Annotated in this window: 18 protein-coding genes; 14 read left to right on the forward strand and 4 right to left on the reverse strand. The window is 60.7% G+C overall.

What is annotated here, in order from left to right; translation table 11 throughout:
- The first annotated feature begins 137 nt into the window (after positions 1-137).
- The 3 genes from ACOZKU_RS04105 (at position 138) to ACOZKU_RS04115 (ending at position 5100) form a co-directional block, all read left to right on the forward strand.
- Entirely contained in the window at positions 138-1355 is a 1218-nt protein-coding gene (locus ACOZKU_RS04105; protein WP_421577782.1) for a polysaccharide biosynthesis/export family protein, read from the forward strand.
- 79 nt (positions 1356-1434) lie between these two features.
- Positions 1435-3462: a capsular polysaccharide biosynthesis protein gene (locus ACOZKU_RS04110; RefSeq protein WP_421577783.1), complete on the forward strand. Its 2028-nt coding sequence runs from the start codon at positions 1435-1437 to the stop codon at positions 3460-3462.
- 168 nt (positions 3463-3630) lie between these two features.
- Positions 3631-5100, forward strand: coding sequence for a capsular biosynthesis protein (locus ACOZKU_RS04115; protein ID WP_421577784.1), 1470 nt, complete (start codon positions 3631-3633; stop codon positions 5098-5100).
- On the opposite strand, the gene ACOZKU_RS04120 is transcribed toward ACOZKU_RS04115, so the two are convergent.
- The 4 genes from ACOZKU_RS04120 to cysQ form a co-directional block, all read right to left on the reverse strand.
- Positions 5097-5780: an ABC transporter ATP-binding protein gene (locus ACOZKU_RS04120; protein WP_421577785.1), complete on the reverse strand. Its 684-nt coding sequence runs from the start codon at positions 5778-5780 to the stop codon at positions 5097-5099. The genes ACOZKU_RS04115 and ACOZKU_RS04120 overlap by 4 nt on opposite strands.
- Positions 5777-6571: an ABC transporter permease gene (locus ACOZKU_RS04125; protein WP_421577786.1), complete on the reverse strand. Its 795-nt coding sequence runs from the start codon at positions 6569-6571 to the stop codon at positions 5777-5779. Before ACOZKU_RS04125 ends, ACOZKU_RS04120 begins: the two co-directional genes overlap by 4 nt.
- Positions 6572-6596: 25 nt before the next feature.
- On the reverse strand, positions 6597-7994 hold the full coding sequence (locus ACOZKU_RS04130; RefSeq protein ID WP_421577787.1) for a hypothetical protein: 1398 nt from the start codon (positions 7992-7994) through the stop codon (positions 6597-6599).
- A gap of 187 nt (positions 7995-8181) precedes the next feature.
- Positions 8182-9003: a 3'(2'),5'-bisphosphate nucleotidase CysQ gene (gene cysQ, locus ACOZKU_RS04135; RefSeq protein WP_421577788.1), complete on the reverse strand. Its 822-nt coding sequence runs from the start codon at positions 9001-9003 to the stop codon at positions 8182-8184.
- A gap of 143 nt (positions 9004-9146) precedes the next feature.
- Here cysQ and ACOZKU_RS04140 point away from each other — a divergent pair, with 143 nt between their 5' ends.
- The 11 genes from ACOZKU_RS04140 to ACOZKU_RS04190 all read left to right on the forward strand — a co-directional run bounded on the left by ACOZKU_RS04140 (position 9147) and on the right by ACOZKU_RS04190 (position 22587).
- Positions 9147-10397 carry a sarcosine oxidase subunit beta family protein gene (locus ACOZKU_RS04140; protein WP_421577789.1) on the forward strand — a complete coding sequence of 417 codons (1251 nt, stop codon included), beginning with the start codon at positions 9147-9149 and terminating at the stop codon, positions 10395-10397.
- 8 nt (positions 10398-10405) lie between these two features.
- A complete protein-coding gene (locus ACOZKU_RS04145; protein WP_421577790.1) occupies positions 10406-10681 on the forward strand; it encodes a sarcosine oxidase subunit delta in 276 nt (91 codons plus the stop codon).
- A complete protein-coding gene (locus ACOZKU_RS04150) occupies positions 10678-13635 on the forward strand; it encodes a sarcosine oxidase subunit alpha family protein (RefSeq protein ID WP_421577791.1) in 2958 nt (985 codons plus the stop codon). The genes ACOZKU_RS04145 and ACOZKU_RS04150 overlap by 4 nt, the downstream gene beginning before the upstream one ends.
- A 10-nt stretch (positions 13636-13645) precedes the next feature.
- A complete protein-coding gene (locus ACOZKU_RS04155; protein ID WP_421577792.1) occupies positions 13646-14200 on the forward strand; it encodes a sarcosine oxidase subunit gamma in 555 nt (184 codons plus the stop codon).
- A 151-nt stretch (positions 14201-14351) separates the two neighbouring features.
- The gene (locus tag ACOZKU_RS04160; protein WP_421577793.1) at positions 14352-16778 is read left to right on the forward strand and encodes a GcvT family protein; all 2427 of its coding nucleotides are present in this window, start codon (positions 14352-14354) and stop codon (positions 16776-16778) included.
- A 285-nt stretch (positions 16779-17063) separates the two neighbouring features.
- Complete coding sequence (locus ACOZKU_RS04165; protein ID WP_117371590.1) at positions 17064-17966, forward strand: branched-chain amino acid ABC transporter permease; 903 nt, start codon at positions 17064-17066, stop codon at positions 17964-17966.
- Between the two features lie 3 nt (positions 17967-17969).
- The gene (gene livM / locus ACOZKU_RS04170) at positions 17970-19358 is read left to right on the forward strand and encodes a high-affinity branched-chain amino acid ABC transporter permease LivM (RefSeq protein ID WP_314085902.1); all 1389 of its coding nucleotides are present in this window, start codon (positions 17970-17972) and stop codon (positions 19356-19358) included.
- Entirely contained in the window at positions 19358-20263 is a 906-nt protein-coding gene (locus ACOZKU_RS04175; protein WP_421577794.1) for an ABC transporter ATP-binding protein, read from the forward strand. The genes livM and ACOZKU_RS04175 overlap by 1 nt, the downstream gene beginning before the upstream one ends.
- Positions 20263-20988, forward strand: coding sequence for an ABC transporter ATP-binding protein (locus ACOZKU_RS04180; protein ID WP_199564235.1), 726 nt, complete (start codon positions 20263-20265; stop codon positions 20986-20988). The genes ACOZKU_RS04175 and ACOZKU_RS04180 overlap by 1 nt, the downstream gene beginning before the upstream one ends.
- 22 nt (positions 20989-21010) lie before the next feature.
- Positions 21011-21355, forward strand: coding sequence for a DUF6867 family protein (locus tag ACOZKU_RS04185; protein WP_314085895.1), 345 nt, complete (start codon positions 21011-21013; stop codon positions 21353-21355).
- A 113-nt stretch (positions 21356-21468) separates the two neighbouring features.
- Positions 21469-22587, forward strand: a complete 1119-nt coding sequence (locus ACOZKU_RS04190; protein ID WP_314085892.1) for a branched-chain amino acid ABC transporter substrate-binding protein — start codon at positions 21469-21471, stop codon at positions 22585-22587.
- Positions 22588-22607: the final 20 nt, after the last annotated feature.

The following is a 22607-nucleotide window of genomic DNA, read 5'->3' on the forward strand; positions in this document are numbered from 1 at the left end:
TGTGCGTGATTGGGACAAGGTTTGGTCATGGGACTTGACGAAACGTCTGAACTGCATGTCTATGCCGATCCGTCGTGGCGAGCGGCCGGCTCTTGCCTCGTGTCTATGAAGGCGCGGTCAACAGGAAATGCAGTGTGATGATCGGAATTGAAGACGTGAATGGGCCGCGCAGGGCGTTGAGCGTATTTACGCGCATTCTTGCGGCCGGTACGGTGTTGACGCTGGCCGGTTGCGTGGTCCCGAATGACGGACCGCTGACCCAGGAAGTGCTTTCCGCCGGCGCGGGCGGCAAGACCTACGAAATTCCCCAGACCAAACTCATCTTCGACGTCGTCGATATCGACCAGCGCGTCGCCAATGGTGTGAATGCCGGCGTTCGCCAGGGCCTGTCCAGCACCTTCGGCTTCGGCGGTGGCGGCAGCACGCCGGTCATCGGTGTTGGCGACCGTCTGGAAGTCACGATTTTCGAAGCAGGCCCCGATGGTCTCTTCTCGACTGTCGAGCGCAAGTCGACGACGATCCCGGTCGTCGTGCAGCCGGATGGCCATGGCCAGATTCCCTATGTCGGCTCCGTGCGCTTCGCCGGTATGACCATCGATTCGGCTCGCGCGACGATCGTCGATGCGCTGAAGGCGAAGGCTGTCGAGCCCGACGTCATCGTGGCGATGGCGGACAATGCCTCGCGCACCGTTTCTGTGCAGGGCGATGTGAACAAGTCGACGATCGTGCCGCTCGGCCTGAACGGCGTTCACCTCAGCGAGGTGATCGCCATGGCGGGCGGTGCCTCCAAGCAGCCTTACGACACCTATGTCAGCCTGAAGCGCGGCGGTCGCTCGCGCTCGGTTCTGCTGCAGACGGTCATCGACAATCCGAAGGAAGACATCTACGTCAAGCCGGACGACCAGATCTATGTCAGCTACGATCCGCAGACCTTCTCGGCGCTGGGACAGACGGAGAAGAGCGGCAAGATTCCGTTCAATGCTGCCAAACTCAGCCTCGTTGAGGCCGCAGCGCTTGCCGGCGGCGGCAATATCGCGACGGCCGATCCCAAGGGCTATTTCGTCTTCCGCTATGAAAACGAAAATGTCTATCGCAGCGTTGTCGGCGACGATCGCTTCCGCGATCTGATCGCGCGCGGCATGGCGCCGGATGGCGAGGGACGTTATCCGATCGTCTATCGCCTCGATCTCGGCGCGACGCAGAGCTACATCATTGCGCAGAATTTCCCCGTCCGGAACAAGGACGTGATCTATCTGTCGCGGCATGTCGCAACGGATCTGGCGAAGTTCCTGAGTATTCTTTCCAGCGGGTCCAGCGCGGCCTACAATATTCAACGCACTGCCAGGGCGCTCTGAAGGCGTTGCGCCTGCCGATCCGCAGTGTCGGAAACGCTGCGGATGGCTGACTGTAGGCGTCTGATCGATAGGGAGCTGGATGGTCGGTTGGGCACGCAAAACCTATGCGCTTCTTTCGCGCGGCCTCTGGCGGCAGCGGAACGATATTGCGCGGTTGCTCGACGCCGATATCGTCGCCTGGCCTTTCATTCTTCCCAGCAGGATCGATGGTTTCGTCGGTTGGGGGCGGCGGCCGTCGGGCATGCGCGCCGTGCAGCTTGCCAAGCGGTTCGGCAAGGAAATCCTTACGCTCGAGGATGGCTTTCTGCGCGGCTTTGCGCCGGGGCAGGCGGAGCCAAGCCATTCCTATGTCGTTGACCGGCAGGGCATCTATTTCGACGCCCGGCAACCAAACGATCTCGAAAGCCTGTTGATGCGGCCCCAGACCGATCAGGCGGCGCTCGATCGGGCCACCCGGCTGATGGCGCAGTTGCGGCAAGAACGACTCTCCAAGTACAACAACAGCCCGTTGATAAGCCCGGCCGCCGCCGGTGTGCCGCAGGGCCGCCCTTTCGTGCTTCTTGTCGATCAGGTCGCAGGCGACGCCTCCATTGCCGGCGCTGGTGCCGATGCAGCACGTTTTCAGCTCATGCTGGAGCATGCCGCCGCGTCCAATCCCGGCAAGACGCTTGTCGTGCGCACCCATCCAGCTGCCGGCGAAAAAAGCCTGCTGCGCCAAGCCGCGGCCGCGCTTGGTCTGGCAATCGTTGTGCCCGGGCGCATGAACCCCTGGCCTTTGCTGGAAGAGGCCGACACCGTCTATACGGTGTCGAGCCAACTCGGCTTCGAAGCGCTGATGGCCGGCCGGCCGGTTCATTGCTTTGGCTCCACCTATTATTCCGGCCGAGGCCTGACGGAGGATCATGGGGAGCTCAATGCGGCTAAGGGGCCAGCCTCCCTAGAACAGGTTTTTCACGCGGCCTTTCTCGATTACACGCGCTATCTGGACCTGCATGCAAGGCAGCTTTGTACTGCGGAATGCGCCATCGAGCAGGCAATGACCATACGCAACCAACGCTCCCGTTTGACCCGCAAGGTGTTTACGGTAGGGTTCTCGCCGTGGAAGCGCCGCGCCATGACGCCGTTCCTGAAGGGCATGGCAGGGGGGCCCGTTCATCTGCGTTCGATGGAGGCCGCCGTACCGGCTGCGCAGGCCGCGGGCGGCATCGTGGCCGTGTGGGGCAGTGACAGGCCCCTGCCCGATTCGGTTCCGGCGATCCGTCTTGAGGATGGCTTTATCCGCTCGAAGGGGCTCGGCGTGGCGCTGACGCTTCCCTCTTCCATCGCCATTGATGACGATCACGTCTACTATGACGCACGCGGTGCGAGTCGCCTCGAAACCCTGATCGCGGAGGGCGTATTCGACGAGCGCCTGCTGGCCCGCGCCCGCAGCCTCGTCCGTCTCCTCATCGAGCGTGGTGTCTCGAAGTATAATCTCGGCACGGTCGCCGACGAGCCAGTCGTGGCTGAAGGGCGGATGAAGGTTCTCGTTCCCGGTCAGGTGGAGAAGGATGCCTCCATCCGCTACGGTTCGCCGGAAGTGCGGTCCAATGCCGGGCTCGTCACGGCAGTGCGGCGGCTCTACCCTAATGCCTTCATCGTTTACAAGGCGCACCCGGATGTGGTCTCCGGCATGCGAGGCGGCGGAGAGGCGCCGCGCGATGCGGACCGAATCGCCACGCATGGCGACATCCTTCAGTGGATCGCCTGGGCTGATCGTGTCGAGACCATGACGTCATTGACCGGGTTCGAGGCGCTTTTGCGCGGCAAGGCTGTCGGCGTGCATGGGATGCCGTTCTATGCCGGATGGGGCCTTACCGAAGACCGCCTTGACCTCCCGCGCCGACAGCGCAGAGTCGATCTCGACAGGCTCGTCGCTGCGAGTCTCATCCTCTATCCGCTCTATGTGCATCCGGTGAGTGGCCTACCGTGCCGACCGGAGGATCTGATTGCGGAAGTTTCCGGTGGCGCCATGAAAAAGTCGGGTCCCTTGGCCATGCTTTTTTTAGGTGCAGCGCAGCAAATAAACCGAATAGGGGTATTGTTGCGCGACTCACGGTTGCGGTAGTATAGCAGCCATAAATGGGAATGCGGTGACGATCGGGTAATGGACATAGTTGCTCGTCCACATCGCATAGGGGATTTTCGGGGAAGGGCGGCTGATGCAATTGCTAAACAGGCAGGTTTATGCCATGACGGGTGCCTCCAGCACCATTCCGAGTTGAGCCAGCCTGTCATGACTGAGCAGCATGATAAAGATTTAAACGCCGGTCGATTTGAGTCCGATAGTGCCTCCTCAATTGGTTCGCGCCTGATTAATCTTTCGTTGCGTCGCAAACTTTCGAAGCGTTTCCCTTCGAAAAGCGCGCCGCGTGTGCTTTTGTTGCAGGGGCCGGTCGGCCCGTTCTTCCGGAAAGTGCAAAACCTTCTCAATCAAAACGGCTTTGAAGCCTGGCGCGTTTGCTTCAACGCCGGTGACCGGCTTTTTGCGCGTGGGAGCCAGAATCTACATTTTTCGGGCACCGCGGACGCTTGGCGCGAATGGTTCACGGAGATCGTTGGCGAACACGGTTTCGATTATGTCGTTCTTTTCGGCTGCGAGCGCGAAATCCACAAGATTGCGCGCGAGCAATGTGCTGTGCTGGGCGTTCCGGTTCTCTGTCTTGAAGAGGGCTATATTCGCCCCGGTTTCGTGACGATGGAACTGGGCGGTAACAACTGGCGCTCTCCAGTCATGGGCAAGCTGCCGGAAGAGGGTGATCCCGACTCTCTCGTGGAGCGGCCGAAGGGGATAAGCTACCCTTCTTCATTCGGTGCAATGGCAACCTATGCATATACCTATTTTGCCGTTCGCGGTGTGTTTTCCAAGTTGAGTGAGCGCAAGCTTTTCCATAAGCCTAAGCGCTCATTCGTCAGGGAGATGTTTTACTGGATCAAGAACTATTATCGCAAGTTTAGCAACCTTGGCCGCAATTATCGCAGCATGGAGCGCTTGCTTGAGCATCATGATAAGCGTTACTATCTGGTGCCGTTGCAGGTTCATGACGATGGCCAGCTTGGGGCTGCTGCGAGCGGTTGGAGCAATCAGAAGCTTATTCTGAAATCAATCGTCTCCTTCGCGCGCAATGCTCCGGCAGCATCGCAGCTCGTGTTCAAGATTCATCCTATGGAGCGGGGGCACAGTCAGGACAGTCAGTTCATTCGCCAAGTGAGCGTTCTTAACAATGTTGCGGACCGCGTTCATATCCTCGATGGCGGCTCACTGGGTCTTTTGACCCGACATTCTGCCGGTATGGTTACGATCAACAGCACATCCGGCCTGTCCGCTTTGCTGCACGGTGTTCCACTTGCTATCCTGGGCCAAGCTTTTTACCGGCATCCAACTCTCGCCTTTTGTGTAAAGAAAGGCATTGAGCTCGATCAGTTCTGGTCATCTGGTCATGTGGCTCCAGCGAACCTTCGTCGCGAGTATCTGAATTGGATCACACGGAAGTGTTTACAGCCTGGTGATTTTTACGCTTATGAGGGAATGGAAGTCGCTGCGAATTCGCTTTTGGCAAAGCTTCGCGAACTTGATGAAGTGTCAGGGTCTGTGAGTCAGCTGCGTTTGCAGGCCGATGTCGTTGACTACACACCCGAGCGCTTTCGGGCTGCTCAAAGAGCAAAAACTGATTCCTTTGTGATAAATAAAAGAATAGGCCATTAGGCCGATTTTGATCGCGCCGCAGTAGAGCGCAGAATTTCCTCATGGACCTGAATAGCTTCTTCAATATCATTGAAGAACGTCAGTTGGCCGTTGTGCATCACGCCGCCTATGTCGCAGAATGAGCGGAGCAAGCCGGCAGAGTGTGAAACGAGCAAGAGGGAGGCATTTTCTCGTCGCTGCTCGAAGACGTCTTTACATTTCTTTTTGAAAGTGGAATCGCCTACGGCGATTACCTCGTCGATCAGGTAATACTCGAACTCGATGGCCATGCAGATGCCGAACGCAAGGCGCGCCTTCATACCGGCGGAATAGGTCTTGACCGGCATATCCAGATAAGGCCCCAGTTCCGAGAACTCCGTGACGAAGTCGAGTACCTTGGTACGCGGCTTGCCGTAGATGTCAGCGATGAAACGAGTATTCTGGGTACCCGTGAGTTTGCCGTGAACGCCGCCATTGAAACCCAGCGGCCAAGAAATCCTACCCTCGCGGAGAATTCTTCCGGAGTCTGGCATTTCGCTACCGGAAATCATGTTCATCAGCGTTGATTTTCCCGCGCCATTCCTACCGAGGATTCCGATGTTGATCCCGGGAGGAAACGTGGCAGTAAAATCGTTGAGGATGATTTTTTTGCCACCGTCAGGGCGGGGATAGGCTTTGCAGACTTTATCGAAGATGATCATGAGTTGATAATCTTTCGGCGGAATATACGCTCCATAGTTAAGGCAATTGCTAGCATGCCAGTGGAAAGGCCAAGCAAGTACGCTTTGCTGAGCAAAGGATTGTAGTCAAGGTAGGTCGAAGTACGAAACCATTCAACGCAGTGTACGAACGGATTCCACCAGAGAATTGCCTGAAATCCCGGAGGCATTTGGGTCGGAAGAAAAAAAATCCCCGACATCAACATGAGAGGCATGTTGAGCATGTTCAGGAAGGTACTATAGCGTGGGAAAAGGCCGCTGATCATTGCGTTGAGAACCGCAAAGGCAAGCGCAAAATACAGAATGGCGAGCAGGCATTCCAAAAAGTCCGCAGGATAGACGATGACCGCACGATCCATGGTAAACGAAAGTCCTCCCATGAACAGCCAGCAGATAATCAGCCACAGCGTCGCTTCCGTAAGAAAAGCAGCAAAGATAGTGTCTAATGGACGCACCAGGGGATACGTCAGCATCGGCTGGTTGCTAATGATTGCCCGTTCCGCTTTGCGCGCGATGCCGCGAGTCATTCGAAAACCGAAAACGCCGGTTAGAACGAAGAGAAGCGCACTGTCCCCAAACGGAATTCTTGCATCTGTCGATGTATGTAACAGAATGAAGATAGCGATATAGGCAATGGGTTCGAGTAGCATCCATACGACGCCCATGCGACTTTCACCGAAGCGTGTTACTGCACTTCTCACGACAAGCGCCGCTACAACCCGCGCATTTTCGTTGAGGGCATAAGCAAAACTCTTTTCGGTCGCTACCTTCATTATACTGCTCGTGTTCGGGGCGCCGTTAGATCGCATGATCCTTGACGGAGCGGAAGACGAAGTAGCCGATGAGCCAAAAGCCGAACGAAGCCAAGAGAACGATACCCGTATTCAGGACACTGAACGGATAAAGAGCAACTTCCGGTTCGCGCGGTGGGACATATACCGCGAAATACCGTTCCTGCTTCTGCGCCTCCTGCATGGACGTTTCCAATGCGGCCAGCGATGCCGTGTAGGCTTTCACCGCAAATTCTTGCTCGACTCCGAGTTCGGAGAAACGGCTGATCATCTGCGGAAGAGCGTTCGATGTATCGACGCCGGCGCGTGTCGTCTTGCTGTCGGTCTGCTGTTCTACGTCTCCGGTGATGCGCTTCTTCTGCTCGATCAACTGCGCCTCGAGCGCGCTGATATTGCGTTCAATTACCCGTGCCGACGGCGCATCGCTGCTGACGGAATCGACGAGGGCCTTGTAGCGTGTGCGAAGATTTACCAGCTCCTGTTCGAGCGAGCTTATGATCGATGCTTCCATCGTAGCAACCGCAGCCGGATCGACAGCCTGTTCCGTGATCTGCAGTTCGGTCATCTGCTTGCGAAGGTTACGCAGACGCTCTTCGGAGCGCGCTACTTGCTGATTGGCAGTCTCGATAACCTGCCGCCGCGACTTGTCTGACAGCGTGTTAACCAAATGTTCGGAAACCGACAGGATGGACTCAGCAATTTTTTTGGCGTCGCTTGGTGAAAACGCGAAGACACGTATCGTCACGTTACCTGTAGTGGTGTTGAAGCTGACGTTAATCATATCACGCCAATAATCGCGGAACTCGTCCAGCGAACGCGTGCTATTCTCCCGATAGAGGAAATCGATCGTCGGGCGGGAATACACTGTCCGAATATCTACACCGGTCTGCTCTTTTATATCGGGCAATATCTGAGCAGAATGGATGTAATCCGCGACAATGTAGGAATCACCGGATTGACCACCGCCGCCGACGAGGGCAGGTAGTCCAAAAGCACTCAGAGACGGCTGATTGGAGCCTCGAACGGCAAATTGCGTTTCGACGACGTATTGCGGGCTGGCGATGAAGGCGAAGTAGAGCGCGGTCAGGATAGTAGGAAGAGCCACGGCAAGGCCGAAGGATATTAGCGTCCATGGGAGCTGACGCTTTCGTTTCGGCATTTCAGGCAGCGTCAGAATTGTCTTGACGATATCGGTCGGTTTGCGTGCGCGCGTGCCAAGCTCTTCTTCGTCATCCGCGAGAGCAACCGCGGGGCGCTTCGCTGGAGGCGCCTTTTTCAGAGCCACGACTTTCTTGTCGTCGGCGCGCTGTTGGGCGCGCTGCTTGGCGATATCAAGCAGGCTGCTGACTCCGGTGGCGACGTTGGGCTGGGCTTCCGCCTGCTCGGGCGTCTTTTCTTCTTTCACGTCGGACCACTCTTTCCTAGGAAAACTTGTTAGTCGCCTAAATGCTTGTCTTCGGCAGATTATTCGAAATAACCTTTACAGACAACAAAAATGCCGTGGGCTATCCCACAGATCGGCCGTTCAACGACGATTTTCCGCACTTCTATCCCGTGAAGACGGTGCTTTCTCGTTACGCAATCGGGTTATTTTATGACCCGCCGGCATCCCTGCGCCAACCGGCACCGGACGCGATGAAATTCGGGTTGGCGAAATCGGCGTCGTGGGGCTGGTTGCGTTTGCCGTAGGCGAGCGGGGCGCCGTCGAGGGCGCGGGTTTCGCCTCCCGCGGCGCGCAGCACGGCGTCACCTGCGGCGGTATCCCATTCCATGGTGCGGCTGAAGCGAGGATAGACGTCGGCGAGGCCTTCGGCGACGAGGCAGAATTTCAGCGAGGAGCCGATCGCCGTGCAGGCATTGATGCCGTGGTCGTCGAGGAAGCGGGCGGTTTCGGGCGTGTCGTGCGAGCGGCTCGCGACGGCGGTCAGCGCCTTGCCGCGGCCGCGACAGCCGATGCTCTGGCGGTTGGCAAGGGTGTGACCATCTGCCGCGGTGAAGCGTTCCGCGCGGCCATCGACCGCGACGAAGCCGGCGGCAAGGGCCGGGGCATAAACGATGCCGGCGATCGGCGCGCCCGATTCGATCAGGGCGATGTTGACGGTGAACTCGTTGCGGCCGGCGACGAACTCCTTGGTGCCGTCGAGTGGGTCGACGAGGAAGAACAGCCCGCCGGAAATGTCCGGCACCTTGCCGGCGGCGACTGCCTCTTCGGCAATGACCGGAATAGCAGGGAAATGCCGGGTGAGTGCATCGAGAATCACGCTCTCGGCCTCCTCATCCGCCTGGGTCACGGGAGAGCTGTCGGGCTTGAAATGCACATTAGGGCCGGCACGGTGAACCGCCATGATGGCGCGGCCGGCGGCGAGCGCGGCACTTTCCATCACGCGTTTCAGCTCTGTTGCCTTTGCCTGCATCGTTCCCGGCCTTTCTGCTTCTGGCTTAGCCGTGGTGTTGCCGGAAAGCAAACACTCCATGGGGAAACCGCGCGGGACTTTCGCCGCGGTCTTGCTGTTTGTGCTGCATATGCGAATGTGGCGCGACTGATGCGGGATTTCTCATGCGTTACTCTGCCCTTTCGATCCTGAAACAAGCCTTTGCCGGAAACCTCGGCTGGAAGCCCGCCTGGCGGGAGCCCGAGCCGAAGGCGCATTACGATGTCATTATTGTAGGAGGCGGCGGACATGGCCTTGCGACGGCCTATTATCTCGCCAAGGAATTCGGTATCCGCAATGTCGCGGTCATCGAGAAGGGTTATCTCGGCTCCGGCAATGTCGGCCGCAACACGACCATCGTGCGGTCGAATTACATGCTGCCGGGCAACGAGCCGTTCTACGAGTTCTCGCTGAAACTGTGGGAGGGCCTGGAGCAGGACCTCAACTATAATGTGATGCTGTCGCAGCGCGGCATCATCAGCCTCTTTCATAATGACGGCCAGCGCGATCATTATATCCGCCGCGGCAATGCCATGATGATGGAGGGGGTTGCGGCAGAGCTTCTCGACCGCGAGACGCTGAAGACCATGCTGCCCTTCCTCAATTTCGACCACGGGCGTTTCCCTATCATCGGAGGCCTGCTGCAGCGCCGGGCGGGAACGGCGCGGCACGATGCCGTCGCCTGGGGTTTTGCGCGCGGGGCCGACCGGCTCGGCGTGGATCTCATCCAGAATTGCGAAGTCACCGGCATTCGTCGCGAGAACGGTATCGTCACAGGCGTCGAGACGACGAAGGGCTTTATCTGCTGCAACAAGCTGGCACTGGCGGCGGCGGGCAACTCCTCACGCGTCGGCGAAATGGCGGGGCTGAAGCTGCCGCTGGAAAGCCATGTGCTGCAGGCCTTCGTGACGGAGGGTTTGAAGCCCTGCATCGATCACGTCATTACCTATGGCGCGGGGCATTTCTATATCTCGCAGTCGGACAAGGGGGGGCTGGTCTTCGGCGCGGAGATCGACGGTTATTCCTCCTATGCGCAGCGTGGCAACCTCGCGACGGCCGAGCATGTGATGGAGGAGGGAGTGACGATGATCCCCGGTCTTTCGCGTGTGCGCGTGCTGCGCAGCTGGGGCGGGGTCATGGACATGTCGATGGATGGCTCGCCGATCATCGACAGGACGTCCATCGAAAACCTCTATCTCAATTGCGGCTGGTGCTACGGCGGCTTCAAGGCAACGCCGGCCTCCGGCTTCTGCTTCGCGCATCTCCTGGCCAAGGGCGAGAGCCACCAAGTGGCGCGCGCGCTGCGGCTCGATCGTTTCGAGCGTGGCTTCCCCATTGACGAGGCGGGTGCCGGCACCCAGCCCAACCTGCATTGAGCTGAACCATGGCAAGCCTGATTTCCTGCCCGCATTGCGGCACGCGCCCCAAGGAAGAGTTTTTGATCCGCGGCGATGCCACACCCGTTCGCCCGGCGCCGATGGCGGCCGAGGAGGTGTGGCACGACTATGCGCACCTGCGCACCAATCCGCGCGGTCGCATCCGCGAACATTGGCAGCATGTCGCCGGCTGCCGGCGCTGGCTGGTGGTCGAGCGGGACAATTTTACGCATGATGTGTTCGGCGTCACCGATGCGGCCAGGGCCGGGGAGGGCGCGCAATGACTGCCTATCGCCTCGCCTCCGGCGGTCTTGTCGATCGCAGCCACGCCGTCCGTTTTACCTTTGACGGCACGAGCCTCACGGGCCATGCCGGTGATACATTGGCATCCGCGCTGCTTGCCAATGACACGCTGCTTGTCGGCCGCAGCTTCAAATATCATCGCCCTCGCGGCATCGTGACCGCCGGCCCTTCCGAGCCGAACGCGCTGGTGACGGTGGGCAGCGGCGCGCGGCGCGATCCGAACACCAGGGCGACGGTTGCCGAGCTCTATGACGGACTGGAGGCCCGCAGCCAGAACCGCTGGCCGAGCCTTGCCTATGATATCGGCGCCGTGAACAACCTGATGTCGCGGTTTCTTTCGGCGGGGTTCTACTACAAGACCTTCATGTGGCCGGCCGCCTTCTGGGAAAAGGTCTATGAGCCACTGATCCGCCGCGCTGCCGGGCTTGGCCGCACCGATCTGCCGCGCGATCCCGACAGCTACGAGAAGAGCTGGGCGCATTGTGACCTGCTCGTCGTCGGCTCTGGTCCGGCGGGCCTTTCCGCAGCACTCGTCGCCGCCCGTTCCGGCCTGCGCGTCGTTCTTGCCGAGCAGGATTTCGTTCTCGGCGGTGCGCTGCTTTCGGAGACGACGCCCATCGGCGGCGAGCCGTCTTATGTCTTCTCCCGCCGCGTGGTCGAGGAATTGCAAAACAATCCCAATGTCACGCTGCTGCCGCGCACCACGGTGTTCGGCTGGTACGACGACAATGTTTTCGGCGCGGTCGAGCGCGTGCAGAAGGATGTCGCCGTCGTCGATGCGGCAAAGCCCGTCGAGCGCATGTGGCGCATCGTGGCGAAACACGCGATCCTTGCGACCGGTGCCGAGGAGCGGCCGCTGGTGTTCGGTGGCAATGACCGGCCGGGCATTCTCACGGCAAGCGCAGCCAGCATCTATGCCAACCGGTTCGGCGTCGCGGCCGGGAAGTCCGTCACCGTCTTCACCAATGGCGCGTCCGGCTACCGCACGGCACGCGATCTGGCAGCGCAAGGCGTCGAGATCGCGGCGCTGATCGATAGCCGCGCGGTATCCGAGGACGTTGCACCTGCCGGCGTTCGCCTGCTGCGCGGCGGCGCGATCGTCGATACGAAGGGCCGCCACCGCGTGCGCGCCGTCGTCGCCGATCGCGGCGGCTTCGAGGAGCTGATCGCCTGTGACGCGGTCGCCATGTCGGGCGGCTGGAGCCCGGTCATCCATCTCGCCTGCCAGCGCGGCGGCAAGCCGGTCTGGTCGGAGGCGCTTCAAGCCTTCATGGCGCCGGATGTCGGCGCGGGGCTCGTCATGGCGGGGGCTGCGGCGGGGCACTATCGCCTCTCGGAATGTTTTGACGATGGCGCGCGCAAGGGCGCGGCCATTGTGGAGGCACTCGGCCGGCCGGTGGCCGGTATCGAGCGGCCCGCAGTCGGTGAGGAGGCTGTTCCATCCTTCACGGCCCTCTGGCATGTGCCGGGCGCGAAATCCAAGGCGTTCGTCGATTTCCAGAACGACGTGCACACCAAGGATTTGGGCCTTGCCGTGCGTGAGGGCTTCGGCCATGTCGAGCATGCAAAACGCTACACGACGGGCGGCATGGCGACGGACCAGGGCAAGCTCGGCAATATCAATGCTATCGGCATTCTTGCCGGCATGCGCGGGGTCAGCCCCGCAGAGGTGGGCACCACGACCTTCCGGCCGTTCTACACCCCGGTTTCCTTCGGGGCGATGGCCGGCGCGTCGATCGGCGAACACGCCATGCCCACCCGCCGCTCACCGCTGCATGGCTGGGCGGCGCGCAACGGCGCGGTCTTCATCGATGCGGGGCTGTGGTATCGCTCCTCCTGGTTCCCGAAGGGCGGTGAGAAGACCTGGCGCGAGAGCGTCGATCGCGAAGTGCGCAACGTGCGCGAAAACGCCGGGCTCTGCGATGTCTCGACGCTCGGTAAGATTGAGGTGTTCGGGCCCGATGCGGCCGAATTCCTCAACCGTCTCTATTGCAATCCCGTGCTGAAACTGCCCGTCGGCAAGGCCCGCTACGGCCTGATGCTGCGCGAGGACGGCATGGTCTATGACGACGGCACGGTGAGCCGGCTCGGCGACGAGCATTTCTTCGTCACCACCACGACGGCGATGGCCTCCGGCGTGCTCTCGCACATGGAATTCGCCGCGCAGGTGCTCTGGCCGGATTTGCGCGTGCGCTTCCTCTCCGTCTCCGACCAGTGGGCGCAGATGTCGATTGCCGGGCCGAAGGCGCGCACGATCCTGCAGGCCGTCGTCGAGGACGATATTTCCGCCGCAGCCTTCCCGTTCCTGGCGGCGCGCGAGGTTCGGCCGAAGGGCAATCTCAAGGCACGGCTGTTCCGCATCTCGTTTTCGGGTGAGCTTGCCTATGAGCTGGCGGTGCCGGCGGGGCATGGCGAGGCGGTGGCGGACGCGCTGATGCGGGCCGGCGCGCCGCACGGCATCTGCGCCTATGGCGTGGAGACGCTGAATGTGCTGCGCCTTGAAAAGGGCCATGTCACCCATGCCGAACTCGACGGTCGCGTGACGCCCGACGATGCCGGCCTCGGCCGTATGATGGGCACGAGCAAGCCCGATTTCATCGGCAAGCGCCTCTCGACCCGCTTCGGCCTGACGGCGGCGGACCGGATGCAGCTGGTCGGCCTGAAATCGGTGGAACCGGAGAAGGACATGCGGGCCGGCGCGCACCTGCTGAAGGACGGCGCAAAGCCCTCGACGATCAATGACCAGGGCTGGGTCAGCTCTACCTGTTTCTCGCCGACGCTCGGCGGTCACATCGCGCTCGCCTTCCTGAAATCCGGCCGCGAGCGCTACGGCGAGAAGATCGTCGTCTGGGACCAGCTGCGCGGCGTGGAGACCTTTGCCGAGGTCTGCGATCCCGTCTTCGTCGATCCCGAAAACACCAAGCTGATGGCGTGAGGTAGAGGCGATGGCTTACGAATATCAGGCGGTTCATGCGCTGGACGGCACGATCGGCGCGATTGCCGCGCGGCGGGCGAATCATCTTTCCGTGCATCGCACGACCGCCGTCGCCGTCGTGCTTGCTGCTCCCGGCCAAATGGCCGAGGCCGCCGGCATTCTCGTATCGAACGGCGAGTTCGAAGCGCGGTTTTCGGGGCCCGGCGAGTGGCTCGTTCTGTCGGAGGTGCATGCACCGGAAACGCTTGCCGCCGAGCTTTCCGTCCGGCTCGGCGATTTTGCCTTCGTCGTCGATCAGAGCCATGGGCGTGTCGTGCTGACGCTATCGGGGCCGGATGCCGCCCGCATCCTGGCAAACGGCATTGCGGTCGATCTGCATGCCGATGCCTTCCCGGTCGGGCGCGCGGCGAATGTGCTGTGCAGCCATCTCTCGGTCAACCTTGCCCGTACCGGCGTAGAGCGTTTCGATCTGGTGGTGATGCGCAGCTTCGCCGAGGCGCTGGTCGATGACCTTAAGGTGATGGCGCGCAGCCACGACCTGTCGGTGGATTTCGCGACGCGCTGAAACGCGCCTGCGTGCCGCTGCCCGACATCCAAAATCGACAAAGCGACATGAGGTTTCGCACCACGGGCTTGTGAGGCCTCCGGGGGACAAAATAGGCTGCGCTTCGTCTGCAGCACGAAGTTCCCTTTAACCCGCCAAGCCGGAGTTTTTCATGAAGAGCCATGCAAGGGTCGTCGTCATCGGGGGCGGCGTCGTCGGCTGTTCCGTCCTGTATCACCTCACTAAGTTCGGCTGGACCGATGTCGTGCTCGTCGAACGCTCGGAGCTGACCTCCGGCTCGACCTGGCATGCCGCCGGCGGCATGCACACGATCAACGGCGATCCCAACGTCGCCAAGCTCCAGAAATACACGGTGGAGCTCTATAAGGAGATCCAGGACTATTCCGGCCAGGACATTGGCCTGCACATGACCTCCGGCATGATGCTGGCCTCGACCAAGGACCGTTTCGACTGGATGAAGTCGATCCTCGCCAAGGGCCGCTATATGGGGCTCGATGCGCATCTTCTCACGCCGAAGGAAGCGCACGACCTGATGCCGCTGCTCGATCCCGATCAGTTCGTCGGCGCGGTGTTCGATCCCGTCGAAGGCCATCTCGATCCCTACGGCACGACCCATGCCTATGCGAAATCGGCCAAGAAGAACGGCGCCGACATCTATCTGCACACCAAGGTGGAAGACCTTGTGCAGCGCGAGGACGGCAGCTGGCGCGTCATCACCAACAAGGGCGAGATCATCGCCGAGCATGTCGTCAATTGCGGCGGCCTCTGGGCGCGCGAGGTCGGCCGTATGGTCGGTCTCGAACTGCCGGTTCTCGCCATGGAGCACATGTATCTCATCACCGAGGACATGCCGGAGGTGATCGATTTCAACCAGACGCGCGGCAAGGAGCTGATGCACTGCGTCGACTTCGACGGGGAAATCTATCTCCGCCAGGAGCGCAACGGCATGCTGATGGGCACCTATGAAAAGGCTTGCCGCCCGTGGTCGCCGCTCAACACGCCCTGGGATTTCGGCCATGAACTGCTCGCTGAAGACATCGAGCGCATCACGCCGGAGCTGGAAGTCGGCTTCCGCCACTTCCCGGCCTTCAACAAGGCGGGCATCAAAAAGGTCATCAACGGCCCCTTCACCTTCTCGCCGGACGGCAACCCGCTGGTGGGTCCGGTGCGCGGCATGACGAATTTCTGGTCGGCCTGCGCGGTCATGGCCGGTTTCAGCCAGGGCGGCGGCGTGGGTCTGGCGCTCGCCAACTGGATGATCCACGGCGATCCCGGCTTCGACGTCTTCGCCATGGATGTCGCGCGCTACGGCGATTTCGCCACGCTCGGCTACACCAATGCCAAGGTGCGCGAAAATTATTCGCGCCGCTTCTCCATCCGCTATCCGAACGAGGAGCTGCCGGCCGGCCGGCCTCTGCTGACCACGCCGATCTATGACAAGCTCAAGGCCGCCGGTGCCGTCTTCGGCGCGTCCTACGGGTTGGAAGCGCCACTGTGGTTTGCGCCGGAGGGTGTCGAGGATCAGTTCTCCTGGCGCCGCTCGACCGATTTCGACACGGTCGGCGCGGAGGCCAAGGCCGTGCGTGAAAGCGTCGGCCTGATGGAGACGTCGGGCTTTGCCAAATATGCGGTGAAGGGCAGGGGGGCGGAAGCCTGGCTCGACCGGCTGCTGACCTGCCGCATTCCGGCGATTGGCCGCATGACGCTGGCGCCCATGCTGAAGGACGACGGCAAGCTGATCGGCGATTTCACGCTGGCCAAGCTCGGCGAGGGCGATTTCCTGCTCATCGGCTCCGGCATCGCGGAAGATTATCACATGCGCTGGTTCGAGAGCCATCTGCCGGATGACGGCTCGGTAATGCTTGAAGCGCTGAACCTCTCGCTCGTCGGCCTTGCCATCGCCGGCCCGAAGGCGCGCGACGTGATGCGGAAGCTGACGCACCAGGATCTCTCGACGTCGGACTTCGGCTTCATGGATGTGCGCCGCATGGATCTCGGCATGGCGCCGGCCATTGTCGGGCGCGTCAGCTATACTGGCGATCTCGGCTATGAAATCTGGATGAAGCCGCAATATCAGCGCTATCTCTACGACCTCATCCTCGAAGCCGGTGCCGAATTCGGCATTCGCCTCTTCGGGCTGCGCGCCCTGAATGCGCTGCGTCTCGAAAAGTCCTATGGCAGCTGGTCGCGCGAGTATCGCCCGCTCTATGGTCCCGTCGAGGCGGGACTGGAGCGCTTCGTCGCGCTGCGCAAGGAGGCCGAGTTCATCGGCAAGTCCGCAGCCACGGCAGAGCGCGAGACGGGCGGCGCGTTGCGGCTGCGCACCTTCATCCTTGAGGCGAAGGATGCCGACGTGATCGGCGACGAGCCGATCTATCTCGACGGGGAGGTGCGCGGCTGGGTGACGTCGGGCGGTTATGCCCACGCGTCAGGTCTTTCGGTCGCGGTGGGCTATGTGCCGAAGGAGATCGCGCACGTTGTGTCCGGCTGGTCGATCGAACTTCTCGGCGAGGTCCTGCCGGCGCGTCTTCAGGCCGAACCGCTGTTCGATCCCTCGGGTGCGAAAATGCGCGCCTGATCGTCCCGTAACGTGAGGCGGAGATGTCCCGGATCGGGACATCTCCGTTTGCGCGCCTTGTGCATCATTTTGCGCAAAGACGCCGATTTTCCTGCCGATTTTTTGGTTTCCGTGGCGTTAATTACGTCATTTAACGCTTCTTACTAAAGAAATTGTCGATCGGGGCTTTTTGGGCTTCCCTTTTGTATCGAAAGCGGTATGGAATCCCCTTGTCTAAACAAGCTCAAAAATGAGCGTCAAGAACAAGAGATGCGGCCCTCAGGAACCGCATCCGGGGGATTATATATGGAGTATTTCATCCAGCAGCTCGTCAACGGGCTGACGCTTGGATCTATTTATGGTTTGATAGCCATCGGCTACACCATGGTTTACGGCATCATCGGCATGATCAATTTCGCCCACGGCGATATTTTCATGCTGGGCGGATTTGCCGCTTTGATCACCTTCCTTCTTCTGACCAGCGTGTTCGCCGGCCTTCCGGTCGTGCTTCTGCTTCTGGTCATGATCGCCGCGGCGATGCTCACGGCATCGCTGTGGAATTGGACGATCGAGAAGGTGGCCTACCGGCCGCTGCGCGGATCCTTCCGGCTTGCGCCGCTGATCACCGCAATCGGCATGTCGATTGCGCTGTCGAACTTCATTCAGGTGACCCAGGGCCCGCGCAACAAGCCGATCCCGCCGCTGGTCTCCTCGGTCTATAACGTCTTCGGCATTGCGATCTCGCTCAAGCAGCTGATCATCATGGTGCTGACGGTCGTGCTGCTCACCGTGTTCTGGTACATCGTCAACAAGACCTCGCTCGGCCGCGCCCAGCGCGCCACCGAACAGGACCGCAAGATGGCGGCGCTGCTCGGTATCGACGTCGACCGCACGATCTCCGTGACCTTCATCATGGGCGCATCGCTCGCGGCGGTCGCCGGCACCATGTACCTGATGTATTACGGCGTGACCGTCTTCACCGACGGCTTCATTCCGGGCGTCAAGGCCTTCACGGCCGCGGTTCTGGGCGGCATCGGCTCGCTTCCAGGTGCTGTTCTCGGTGGCCTGCTCATCGGCCTCATCGAGAGCCTGTGGTCTGCCTACTTCACCATCGACTACAAGGACGTCGCGACGTTCTCCATCCTCGCCATCGTCCTGATCTTCAAGCCGTCCGGTATTCTCGGACGACCGGAAGTCGAGAAGGTTTGATCCATGTCCATCACTACGAACACCAATGAGAGCGCCGGCGGTAATCTGACGGCGCGGGCTCTGCGCGAGGGCATTTTTGCCGGCATCATCGCGCTCGGCCTTTTCGTCCTCTTCGTCGGTCTCGAGACCACGCAGAACATTCGCAACGAGCTCGTGCTGAACCAGCGCTGGGGCCTGCTGGCGATCTTCGTGATCATCGCCGCCGTCGGCCGCTTCCTGACCGTCGCCTATTTCCAGCCCTCGATGGCGGCCCGCAAGGCCGCGGCGTCGAAGGTGGCAGCGGATACGGAAGAAAGCTTCTTCAAGCGCAATTTCAGCAAGATCGCGATCGCCGCGCTGCTGATCTATCCGCCGCTGATGGTCATGCTCTTCGGCGTACAGGGCTCGCTGAAGTGGGTCGATAATTTCGGCATCCAGATCCTCATCTACGTGATGCTGGCCTGGGGTCTGAACATCGTCGTCGGCCTCGCCGGCCTGCTCGACCTCGGTTACGTCGCCTTCTACGCGGTCGGCGCCTATTCCTACGCGCTGCTGTCGCAGCAGTTCGGCTTCTCCTTCTGGGTGCTTCTGCCGCTCGCCGGCATCCTGGCGGCCTTCTGGGGCATGATCCTCGGCTTCCCGGTGCTGCGCCTGAAGGGCGACTACCTCGCCATCGTGACGCTCGCCTTCGGGGAAATCATCCGCCTCGTGCTGATCAACTGGACGGAAGTCACCCGCGGCACCTTCGGCGTCTCGGGCATTCCGAAGGCTTCGATCTTCGGTATCTGGTCCTTCGACGTCAGTGCGCCGAACAACTTCGCCAAGGCTTTCGGCCTGCCGATGTCGTCGGCCTATTACAAGATCTTCCTCTTCTATCTCATCCTGGCGCTGGCTCTGCTCACCGCCTATGTGACGATCCGCCTGCGCCGCATGCCGATCGGCCGCGCCTGGGAAGCGTTGCGTGAAGACGAGATCGCCTGCCGCTCGCTCGGCATCAACACGGTGACCACCAAGCTGACGGCTTTCTCCATCGGCGCGATGTTCGGCGGTTTTGCGGGTTCCTTCTTCGCCGTGCGCCAAGGCTTCGTCTCGCCGGAAAGCTTCGTCTTCCTGGAATCGGCGATCATTCTCGCCATCGTGGTTCTCGGCGGCATGGGCTCGCTCGTCGGCATCGCTGTCGCCGCGGCGGTCATGGTCGGCGGCACGGAACTGCTGCGCGAGATGACCTTCCTGAAGGCGATCTTCGGACCGGACTTCACGCCTGAACTCTACCGCATGCTGATCTTCGGTCTGGCGATGGTCGTCGTCATGGTCTGGAAGCCGCGCGGCTTCGTCGGAAGCCGTGAACCGACCGCCTTCCTCCGGGAGCGCAAGTCCGTCTCCGGCAGCTTCACCAAGGAAGGGCACGGCTGATGGCGCCCGAGACGAAGATAGCGACGAATACGATGACGAAAGATCCCATCCTGAAAGTCGAGCATCTCTCGATGCGCTTCGGTGGTCTCATGGCCATCAACGACCTCTCCTTCGAAGCCTATCGCGGCGATATCACCGCGCTGATCGGCCCGAACGGTGCGGGTAAGACCACGGTGTTCAACTGCGTGACCGGCTTCTACAAGCCGACCATGGGCATGATCACCATGCGCCAGAAGGCGGGCAAGGAGTTCCTGCTGGAACGCATGACCGACTTCGAGGTCAACCGCGATGCGAAGGTGGCGCGCACCTTCCAGAACATCCGGCTTTTCTCGGGCCTGACGGTTCTGGAAAACCTGCTCGTCGCCCAGCACAATGCGCTGATGAAGGCCTCCGGCTACACGATCCTCGGCCTGCTCGGCATGCCCGCCTACAAGAAGGCGGCGGCCGACTCGATCGATATCGCCAAGTACTGGCTGGAAAAGGCGAACCTCATCGAGCGTGCCGACGACCCGGCGGGCGATCTGCCCTATGGTGCGCAGCGGCGTCTCGAAATCGCCCGCGCCATGTGCACCGGACCGGAGTTCCTGTGCCTCGACGAACCGGCGGCGGGCCTCAATCCGCGTGAATCGGCGGCACTCAACGACCTGCTCCGCTCGATCCGCAACGATAGCAGCACGTCGATCCTGCTCATCGAACACGACATGTCGGTCGTCATGGAAATCTCCGACCACGTGGTCGTGCTCGAATACGGCCAGAAGATCTCCGACGGTACGCCGGACCATGTGAAGAACGATCCGAAGGTTATCGCGGCCTATCTCGGTGTTGAAGATGATGAGGTCGAAGAGGTGATCGAGGAAATCGAGGTGATCGCGGAAAATGACGGTACGCAGGGGGGCTCGCACTGATGAGCGATACACTTCTCAGCGTGCAGGGCGTGGAAACCTATTACGGAAACATCCGCGCCCTCGCCGGCGTCAATGTCGAGGTCAAGAAGGGCGAGATCGTCTCGCTGATCGGTGCCAACGGGGCCGGCAAGTCGACCTTGATGATGACGGTCTGCGGCAGCCCGCAGGCCCGCACCGGCTCGATCATTTTCGATGGCGAGGACATCACCCGCCTGCCGACGCATCTCATCGCGCGCCGCCGCATCGCCCAGTCGCCGGAAGGGCGCCGTATCTTCCCGCGCATGACGGTCTATGAAAACCTTCAGATGGGGGCGAGCCTCGACAATCTGAAATACTTCAACGAGGACGTGGAAAAGATCTTCACGCTCTTCCCGCGCCTCAAGGAACGCCAGTCGCAGCGCGGTGGCACGCTCTCGGGCGGCGAGCAGCAGATGCTGTCGATCGGCCGCGCGCTGATGGCGCGTCCCAAGCTCCTGCTTCTCGATGAGCCGTCGTTGGGCCTCGCGCCGCTGATCATCAAGCAGATCTTCGACGCCATCAAGGTTTTGAACGAGGAACAGGGTCTGACGGTGTTCCTCGTCGAGCAGAACGCCTTTGCCGCGCTCAAGCTCTCCCATCGGGCTTATGTGATGGTCAATGGCCAGGTGACGATGAGCGGTTCGGGCAAGGAACTTCTGGCCAACCCGGAAGTGCGCGCTGCCTATCTGGAAGGCGGACGCCACTAAGGCGCTGTAGGGAGAGAAAAAAATGCAAGGAATTCTCTACGAAGAACCGTCTTTCTGGCAGTTTCTGTTCGTCAGCGTCATCATGGGCGGCTGGACCGCCTGGCGCACGGGCAAGAGCGTTGCCGACGGTTGGCAGAACTACGGAACACTGGTCGTTTACATCCTTCTCCTGGGTGTCGGGATCCGCTTCATACACCACGCACTGTTCCACGGCACCATGCTCTCACCGCAGTACTATGTCGTGGACACGGTCGTGCTTTTGTTGTTTGCTACGCTCGGCTTCCGCTATTACCGTACGCGGCAAATGACCAATAATTACTACTGGCTCTATGAAAAGGCTTCGCCCTTTTCCTGGAAGTCCAAATAACCAGAGGGAACGCCGCGACCGGTTCTCGGCCGCGGTCTAAAGATACCGGCGCAATGAATGCGGGTGTTGCGACCGGTTAAAACGAACCCGCAATCAAATTTGGGAGTAATAATATGAAGAAGTCTCTCATGTCGGCTGTTGCTTTGGCTGCAATGGTCGCTTTCAGCGGCAGCGCCTGGGCCGACATTCTGATCGGCGTCGGTGGCCCGATCACCGGCCCGAACGCTGCCTTCGGCGCACAGCTGCAGAAGGGTGCCGAGCAGGCTGCTGCCGACATCAACGCAGCCGGCGGCATCAACGGCGAGCAGATCAAGATCGTGCTCGGCGACGACGTCTCCGACCCGAAGCAGGGCGTTTCGGTCGCCAACAAGTTCGTCGCTGACGGCGTCAAGTTTGTTGTCGGTCACTTCAACTCGGGCGTTTCCATCCCGGCATCGGAAATCTACGCTGAAAACGGCATCCTGCAGATCACGCCGGCGTCCACGAACCCGACCTACACGGAACGCGGTCTGTGGAACACCTTCCGTACCTGCGGCCGCGACGACCAGCAGGGCGCCGTAGCCGGCTCCTTCATCGCTGCCAACTTCAAGGACGCCAAGGTTGCCGTCGTTCACGACAAGACCCCGTATGGCCAGGGCCTTGCCGACGAAACCAAGAAGGCAATGAACGAAGCGGGCATCACCGAAGCGATCTACGAAGGCGTCAACATCGGCGACAAGGACTTCTCCGCTCTCATCGCCAAGATGAAGGAAGCCGGCGTTTCCGTCGTCTATTGGGGTGGTCTGCACACCGAGTTCGGTCTGATGGAACGCCAGGCTGCCGACCAGGGCCTGAAGGCAACCTTCATGTCGGGTGACGGCATCGTTTCGAACGAACTGGCGTCGATCGCCGGCGACGCCGTCGACGGCACGCTGATGACGTTTGCTCCGGATCCGCGCAAGAACGAAGCTGCAAAGGAACTCGTCGAGAAGTTCCGCGCATCGGGCTTCGAGCCGGAAGCCTACACGTTGTACTCCTACGCTGCCGTTCAGGTCATTGCTGAAGGCGCCAAGGCTGCCGGCGGCGTAGACCCGCAGGCCGTTGCCGAAGCCATCAAGGCGAAGGGCCCGTTCAAGACCGCCATCGGCGAACTCGGCTTCGACGAAAAGGGCGACATCACCCGCCCGGACTACGTCATGTACACCTGGAAGAAGGGTGACGACGGCAAGTACACCTACGTCGAAAACCAGTAATCGGTTTTTCACGGAACGGG

It is taken from the genome of Shinella sp. M31, assembly GCF_049199205.1.
Taxonomy (GTDB): domain Bacteria; phylum Pseudomonadota; class Alphaproteobacteria; order Rhizobiales; family Rhizobiaceae; genus Shinella.

Excerpts from the sequence above, each read along its gene's own strand:
- ACOZKU_RS04105 (WP_421577782.1), top strand. The coding sequence starts at position 138 with ATGATCGGAATTGAAGACGTGAATGGGCCGCGCAGGGCGTTGAGCGTA.
- ACOZKU_RS04110 (WP_421577783.1), top strand. The coding sequence starts at position 1,435 with ATGGTCGGTTGGGCACGCAAAACCTATGCGCTTCTTTCGCGCGGCCTC.
- ACOZKU_RS04115 (WP_421577784.1), top strand. The coding sequence starts at position 3,631 with ATGACTGAGCAGCATGATAAAGATTTAAACGCCGGTCGATTTGAGTCC.
- ACOZKU_RS04120 (WP_421577785.1), bottom strand. The coding sequence starts at position 5,780 with ATGATCATCTTCGATAAAGTCTGCAAAGCCTATCCCCGCCCTGACGGT.
- ACOZKU_RS04125 (WP_421577786.1), bottom strand. The coding sequence starts at position 6,571 with ATGAAGGTAGCGACCGAAAAGAGTTTTGCTTATGCCCTCAACGAAAAT.
- cysQ (WP_421577788.1), bottom strand. The coding sequence starts at position 9,003 with ATGCAGGCAAAGGCAACAGAGCTGAAACGCGTGATGGAAAGTGCCGCG.
- ACOZKU_RS04140 (WP_421577789.1), top strand. The coding sequence starts at position 9,147 with ATGCGTTACTCTGCCCTTTCGATCCTGAAACAAGCCTTTGCCGGAAAC.
- ACOZKU_RS04145 (WP_421577790.1), top strand. The coding sequence starts at position 10,406 with ATGGCAAGCCTGATTTCCTGCCCGCATTGCGGCACGCGCCCCAAGGAA.
- ACOZKU_RS04150 (WP_421577791.1), top strand. The coding sequence starts at position 10,678 with ATGACTGCCTATCGCCTCGCCTCCGGCGGTCTTGTCGATCGCAGCCAC.
- ACOZKU_RS04155 (WP_421577792.1), top strand. The coding sequence starts at position 13,646 with ATGGCTTACGAATATCAGGCGGTTCATGCGCTGGACGGCACGATCGGC.
- ACOZKU_RS04160 (WP_421577793.1), top strand. The coding sequence starts at position 14,352 with ATGAAGAGCCATGCAAGGGTCGTCGTCATCGGGGGCGGCGTCGTCGGC.
- ACOZKU_RS04165 (WP_117371590.1), top strand. The coding sequence starts at position 17,064 with ATGGAGTATTTCATCCAGCAGCTCGTCAACGGGCTGACGCTTGGATCT.
- livM (WP_314085902.1), top strand. The coding sequence starts at position 17,970 with ATGTCCATCACTACGAACACCAATGAGAGCGCCGGCGGTAATCTGACG.
- ACOZKU_RS04175 (WP_421577794.1), top strand. The coding sequence starts at position 19,358 with ATGGCGCCCGAGACGAAGATAGCGACGAATACGATGACGAAAGATCCC.
- ACOZKU_RS04180 (WP_199564235.1), top strand. The coding sequence starts at position 20,263 with ATGAGCGATACACTTCTCAGCGTGCAGGGCGTGGAAACCTATTACGGA.
- ACOZKU_RS04185 (WP_314085895.1), top strand. The coding sequence starts at position 21,011 with ATGCAAGGAATTCTCTACGAAGAACCGTCTTTCTGGCAGTTTCTGTTC.
- ACOZKU_RS04190 (WP_314085892.1), top strand. The coding sequence starts at position 21,469 with ATGAAGAAGTCTCTCATGTCGGCTGTTGCTTTGGCTGCAATGGTCGCT.